Below are 6,289 nucleotides of genomic sequence, written 5' to 3'. Positions count from 1 at the left end.
TATCATAGAATTAGTCGTTGTCGTGTTAAGCATGAACTATTCCATGATGTGATATCACGATCATGCTCCACTAAATTTGTTTTGTTGCGAAGTCTCCCGGGCCAGGCGTGGTCAGGGAGGCTTTTTAAGGCATCTTTAAAAAAGGAAGTATGGATAAAATACAGAATACATATGAATGAAGGTAGTCGTATACAATGTTACCGGCTCAGGCAAGGACGGGTGGAACATATAGCCCATGCGGCTCATTACCGCCTGTTCTTTCTGCTGGAAGGTAAGATATTCCTTAAAAGTCAGGTAGCAGGGAAACATCTGCTCTATGCCAAAGAAATGATGATGTTACCGGCAGGAAGTGAGATCAGTTGCAGTGCATTTGATAAATCTAAATTTGTTATATTGGATTGTACCGTACTTCGTGCCAAAGGGAATGTTTCTTATATGGAGGAATTGAAAGAGGTTGCAGTTGTATATGAGCCGGAAAAAACGGTCTTTCCTATTTGTATTAAATTGGAGAAGGTGTTAAATGGCTTTTTTGCTTATGCAATGGATGGGAACTATTATACTGATGTTTATGATGCTGTTTTTATTTTCCTGCGGTCGTTGTATACACCACAGGAACTGGGGGCTTTGTTTGCTCCGATGATACGTGTAGAGTTGAAAGTTGAAAATTGAAAGTTGAAAGTTAAAGGTAAAATACAGTATTTATGAACTCTCTCTCCGCTGGTGCGGGAGTATAGGCGGATGTTATTAATCAGTTATGATGGAAATGGTTTACTGTAGGGGCGGTTCGCGAACCGCCCGAAAATGGTTTTCTGTATATTCTGTGCATTGGGCGGTTCGCGAACCGCCCCTACAGTAATCAATTCACTTTCAATCCGTTATACGCTAACCGTGTTCAACCCAATATAAACGAATTTAAAGAATATATTTAAGATAAAAATAAAATGGATAATGATATGCTTATAGATCAGATCAAAGAACACCTGTTTTGGATAAAGAAAGAATCAGGTTTGTTGTTACTGGAAATCCGTCAGCGTAACGGATTAACCCGGCTATTTGTGGCCGAAAGTATAAATATGAGTCAAAGGAATTTATCTACGATAGAAAGGGAATACAAAGCTACACTCGATGAAATACTCAAACTCTATACGTTTTATCATTCCAAAAGCTATGGAACCGCTGAGGATGATGAACGGTTTAGAAGGATTATGAGGGGTGGATGATGAAGAATTGTGCTACTGTTTACTGTTATTATAAATGGTATTGATTATCTTTGTGTGTAAATAAGATAAAGAGACATGAAAACAACCATCACTATTGAAACAGACAATCGGGCGAGCCTGGATAAAATACTCGATAGTTTTCGCAAGACAAAAGGTGTGAAAAAAGTAGAGAGGTTACATTCGGAACGTATTCAGGGTGTACCAGTAACACGTGAGGAGGTAATGGAAGACATTCGTTGTTCCGAGGAAGATATAAAAGCCGGGCGAACAATTACAAATGAAGAACTACGTAAACGAATAGTTACGTGGTAGTGGTGTGGTCGGAACGTGCCGAGAATAGACTCCGGAATATTTATAAGTATTACTTTGAAATAGCTGGTCTAAGGACGGCTCGTAAAATAGTTAACACCATTATAGATGCATCGGATAGACTTGCTTCTCATCCAAATATGGGTCCCGTAGAGCGCTACTTAGGAAGAATGTCATTAACTTATCGTTCTATCGTAGTACATAAAAATTATAAACTCCTATACCGGGTCGAAGACCAGGTAATTCATATTCTTTCTATTTTTGATTGTCGGCAACATCCCGGACGAATGAGAGAAGATATGGAGGAAGATCTTTCACATGGAATGTTGCACGAAGACTTTGTTGGATGGTGATCCTAAAGATAAGAAATATAAATTTGTATAAGTTGTGGTTTTAGTAAATAGTTGAATATTAGCCGGTTATGTTATTTCTCTGAAAACCGCTCCCAGAACCCCTAAATTCGTTTGCCGGCTACCGGATAATCCCCACCTTTGCATTGTTAGCTAACAATAGAGAGTATATTAACTGATTGTATAACAATGAAAAAAGGAGGTTTTTATGTCTGTAATTTACAGAGCCGTGAAACGGAAATCGAATCCCTTAGTAGCAGAGTCACCGGACAAATATTACCCGCAGATTGTAACGCTGGGTAGTAAGATTGACCTGAAATTTATGGCGGAACGCATGCGTGACAATTCGTCACTTACTACAGGGGACATTAAAAGTGTAATCCAGAATTTTGTGGATAAGTTGAAAGAGCAGTTGCTCGAAGGGAAGACCGTCAATATTGAAGGACTGGGTGTGTTTAGCTTATCGGCCCGCTCAAAAGGCGCGGAAACAGCCGAGGACCTAAATGCCGACAGCATTGAGGGTGTACGCATCTGTTTTCAGGCCAACAAGGAACTGAAACTACATCGCAATGCGACCCGTGCAAGCGAGAAACTACAGTTCACCCGATTGGAAGAACACCTGAAGAATATGGGTATTCTGGCAGGCACGGGAGGCGCAGCCGACGGTGAAGATGGTGGTGATGTCGTAGATCCAGGGTTTTGATATCGATTTATTAATTCTAAAATGAGAAAAAATGAAGAAATCGACAAAGGATTTGCTTTATAAGATCATTATTGCCATAGTCAGTGTATTGGCGGGGGTGGCAAGTGGTCAGGCAATGACTAGCTTGTAGTCTGTAAAGGCAGATTGCCGTAATATTAAGGAGAGACATGAATATTCGTGTCTCTCCTTTTTGTCCTATTAACTAGTATTTTTATGGTTATTCTTATATCTGTTTCCTGGATTATTTGCTATCTATGAATATAGTCTTACTCTACAAAAATATGACTTTTTACTAATTAGTAGATAATTCAGTGGGAAATAAAGAAGTAGGCTTTGCTCTTTTACCAAAAATGGGTAATTTTGGAGGAAAATAAACCTAAACAAAGATACAAAGATGAAACTGATAAAAACGGTAACTATCAGATATTTTTCGAACTGAAAGACGATGAACTGAAACCATATGATTCGGCTGACCCTGTATCGAGGGGATTCCAACTCACTTTCGATCTGGATAACCTGCCAAAGGATACCTATTTCATGCCCACCGAGGTAAACAGACTCAACGAGAGTCAGAAATTATTCTTTTCCTACGACAATCGTTCCTTTGAGAAAGGTGAAATTTACGAGCGTCATCTCTATGTCCCCCAAAAACAATGGATAGAAGTTACGGTGGTCAACAACCAGCCTTTGGGAGGCAATAGTGACTTTGCCATTCGCAATTGGATAACATATGGTAGTGGTCGCTGGTCTGATAATGATTATAGCAAAGGCGAACTTGCTTGTGTGGATTATCCCATAAAACTGACCGAAGAAGAGGTGCAGACATTCCGGGTGCCTTGTGCAGCCAATGACTCCAACCGCATCGCCTTAGCGTGTGCAGAGGGAGCTACTACGGGCTGGTATGAAACCATTTCGCCGATACAGAAGGTATATGTCACAAAAGACAAGCCCGGATCATTGCAACTTGAGAATAATCTGCTGGCGAAAGAGTTCAGGTTCAAGCTAAAAGCCTGGTCCGATGGACGTACTGTGGCACCCTTTGAAAATATAGTATTTCTAATTACCGACTGGGACGGAAAGGAATCAATAAGCATTCCTTCTTCCTTATGCAGCTATTACGACTCCATTGTGTGGTCGGCCGATGGGTATCCTGACCATTTGACCATCTATCGAGATTTGGGTATACCCCATTATACGAACATATCGGAATGGAGATGTCACTTCTTCCAGAACAAACCGCTCTATACCCGTTTGCAGGGTTATAGAAACGGACGGGTAATGTTCTCCGATTCCGTTCAGACCGTTATTGGCCCTCGTGACTTCCTCCGCTATGATTGGGACGATCCTACCATTAGTATTGATGCTCCGCATTATGTATGCAGTTGTCCGTTGTACAAAGAAGCTGCGTTCCACTACTACCTGCCGGCTGAACAGAATGGGCATCTCTACTCCAAGGTTACCTTGGTGCGCAATGATTATGAGACCGACGATGCTATGTTCACCGAAAGAGCCAGGAAAACACTTTCCGGTTTGATGGATTACCATCTGGGCGAACAAAAATCATTCGATTTGGCCATGGCGGGCAGCCTGTTTCATTGCCTGCCCACAGGAGTAAAGGCTATTGCCTATTGGCAGACCCCATCCACTCATGCGTTGCTTATTGAAGCTGAAGCCGAAGAAGGTACTTATCCAAGTGTTTATATCCATGCCGAGCCCCGGTAGTTAATAGTGGCTGGGGGGATGGTAATCTAATAGCTGTAGTTCAGTAATTTTTGCGTGGTTATTCTTGTTTTATTCAACTATCTATTCAAAAATCACTATATTTGTATGACAGTTATGAATTTATTATGGAAGAATTAGAGCAATTAGGAATAATACCGGTAGACTATGCAGTCTTACGCTCCCTGTTTTCTGATTATCGTTCACCTCGTAACAAGATTGCCAATCTTGAACAGGCAGGAAAGATAATTCGATTGAAAAGAGGACTGTATGTTGTGTCACCGAAGATAAGTAAGCAGCTATTGTCTGCGGAACTGATTGCAAATCATATCTATGGACCGTCTTATGTTTCAATGGAGAGTGCTCTACGTTATTATGGCTTAATTCCCGAACAAGTATATACCATTCGTTCTATGACTATCAACCGTTCCAGGAATTTTGAAAATTCGATTGGTCATTTTGAATATATAGCAGCGAATGATGCTTATTATTCTATAGGTATAAAACAACAAATAGCTGAGAATAAGTATACTTTCTTGATTGCTACTCCGGAAAAGGCTTTATGCGATATGATTATTGCAACACCACAGTTGCGGATTCAATCAGAAAAAGCATTAGTGATCTACCTGAGAGAAGATTTGCGGTTTGATATGTCTGGCTTAGATAATATGGATACGGATATTATTAAAGAGTGTATTGAGGTCGGAAAAAAAAAGGAAGTATTAAAATTATTATTGAAATTGATATAGCTATGAATATATTCGAACAAATGCTCTCAAGATATGAGGTTAAGACTAGTGAGCAAAAAAGAAATGCAACACACGAAGTAATGCAAGAAATAGCCCTTGCCGGATTATACCGGGGTGGCTTTTTCGATAAAGCAGCTTTTTATGGCGGTACTTGCTTGAGAATATTTCATGAATTACCTCGATTTAGTGAGGATATGGATTTTTCTCTTATCCGGAAAAAGGAAGCGTTTGACTTGGAAAACTATTTCCCTTTTATTGTTGAAGAATTCAAAGCAGTAGGACGTGATGTTGTTATTACCCGAAAAGAGAAAAAGAAGGAAACAAAGGTGGAATCCGCTTTTTTGAAGGATAACACAGCGATATATGATGTTGAGTTCAAGACTGAGAAAGATTTCAAAATTAAGATAGAGGTTGATATTGACCCCCCTCTTGGATTTGTTACAGAACAAAAATTGTCGTTAATGCCTTTTTCTTTTATGACACGCTGTTTTACACTTCCTGATTTATATGCCGGGAAAATGCATGCTTTGTTATTCCGAAATTGGAAAACTCGGGTAAAAGGTCGGGACTGGTATGATTTTGAGTGGTATATTCGCTATAATATTCCATTGGATTTTGCTCATTTGCAAATCAGAACTAAAGAATTTAATGATATGGATATAGATAAGGAAACGTTTACTTCTATACTGAAAGAAAGGTTGACCTCTACAGATATTAATATGGTAAAACGTGATGTATTGCCATTCATACAAAATCCCAAAGAGTTGGATATCTGGTCTAACGATTATTTTCTTCAATTAGCAGATAGAGTTAAGTTCCTGTAGGGAGTTTTGTTTTTCGACCATTTATCGAAATCTGGGTAATACCATATTATACGAGCGTAAATCATTCGATTTGGCCTGCCCTAAGATACATGATAATGTTTTGAATACTAGAATCTTACTTCAGGCCGACAAGGAACCGAAGCTACATCGCGATACGATACGTGCGGGTGAAAAGCTACGGTTTACCCGACTGGAAGATCACCTGAAGAATATGGGTATTCTGGCAGGCACGGGAGGCGAAGGCGGCACCGGAGGCGGAGACGGCGAGGATGACGATGAAGTCGTAGATCCAGGGTTTTAATGTCGATTTATTAATTAAAAAAATGATGAAAGAATGAAGAAATCGACAAAGGATTTACTTTATAAGATTATTATTGCCATAGTCAGCGTGCTGGCGGGTGTGGCAAGTGGTCAG

9 protein-coding genes are annotated in these 6,289 nt (G+C 39.9%); all 9 read left to right on the top strand.

Going from position 1 to position 6,289, the window contains the following annotated elements; genetic code table 11:
* Positions 1-171: 171 nt before the first annotated feature.
* The 9 genes from D0T87_RS18445 (at position 172) to D0T87_RS18405 (ending at position 6,175) form a co-directional block, all read left to right on the top strand.
* A complete protein-coding gene (locus D0T87_RS18445) occupies positions 172-669 on the top strand; it encodes a hypothetical protein (RefSeq protein WP_163176769.1) in 498 nt (165 codons plus the stop codon).
* A 272-nt stretch (positions 670-941) separates the two neighbouring features.
* A complete protein-coding gene (locus tag D0T87_RS18440; protein ID WP_163176767.1) occupies positions 942-1,220 on the top strand; it encodes a helix-turn-helix transcriptional regulator in 279 nt (92 codons plus the stop codon).
* A gap of 75 nt (positions 1,221-1,295) precedes the next feature.
* Complete coding sequence (locus D0T87_RS18435; protein WP_163176765.1) at positions 1,296-1,532, top strand: hypothetical protein; 237 nt, start codon at positions 1,296-1,298, stop codon at positions 1,530-1,532.
* Complete coding sequence (locus D0T87_RS18430) at positions 1,526-1,882, top strand: type II toxin-antitoxin system RelE/ParE family toxin (protein WP_163176763.1); 357 nt, start codon at positions 1,526-1,528, stop codon at positions 1,880-1,882. Before D0T87_RS18435 ends, D0T87_RS18430 begins: the two co-directional genes overlap by 7 nt.
* A 205-nt stretch (positions 1,883-2,087) precedes the next feature.
* Positions 2,088-2,582, top strand: coding sequence for an HU family DNA-binding protein (locus tag D0T87_RS18425; protein ID WP_163176761.1), 495 nt, complete (start codon positions 2,088-2,090; stop codon positions 2,580-2,582).
* Between the two features lie 360 nt (positions 2,583-2,942).
* Positions 2,943-4,304 carry a hypothetical protein gene (locus D0T87_RS18420; protein WP_163176759.1) on the top strand — a complete coding sequence of 454 codons (1,362 nt, stop codon included), beginning with the start codon at positions 2,943-2,945 and terminating at the stop codon, positions 4,302-4,304.
* Between the two features lie 125 nt (positions 4,305-4,429).
* Positions 4,430-5,050, top strand: a complete 621-nt coding sequence (locus D0T87_RS18415) for a hypothetical protein (RefSeq protein ID WP_203558730.1) — start codon at positions 4,430-4,432, stop codon at positions 5,048-5,050.
* 2 nt (positions 5,051-5,052) lie between these two features.
* Positions 5,053-5,874: a nucleotidyl transferase AbiEii/AbiGii toxin family protein gene (locus D0T87_RS18410; RefSeq protein WP_239063761.1), complete on the top strand. Its 822-nt coding sequence runs from the start codon at positions 5,053-5,055 to the stop codon at positions 5,872-5,874.
* A gap of 100 nt (positions 5,875-5,974) precedes the next feature.
* Entirely contained in the window at positions 5,975-6,175 is a 201-nt protein-coding gene (locus D0T87_RS18405; RefSeq protein WP_163176757.1) for a hypothetical protein, read from the top strand.
* The last annotated feature ends 114 nt before the right edge of the window (positions 6,176-6,289 follow it).

The organism is Bacteroides sp. 51 (assembly GCF_010500965.1).
Lineage (GTDB): Bacteria > Bacteroidota > Bacteroidia > Bacteroidales > Bacteroidaceae > Bacteroides.
This window is presented reverse-complemented; position numbering and strand designations above follow the sequence as displayed.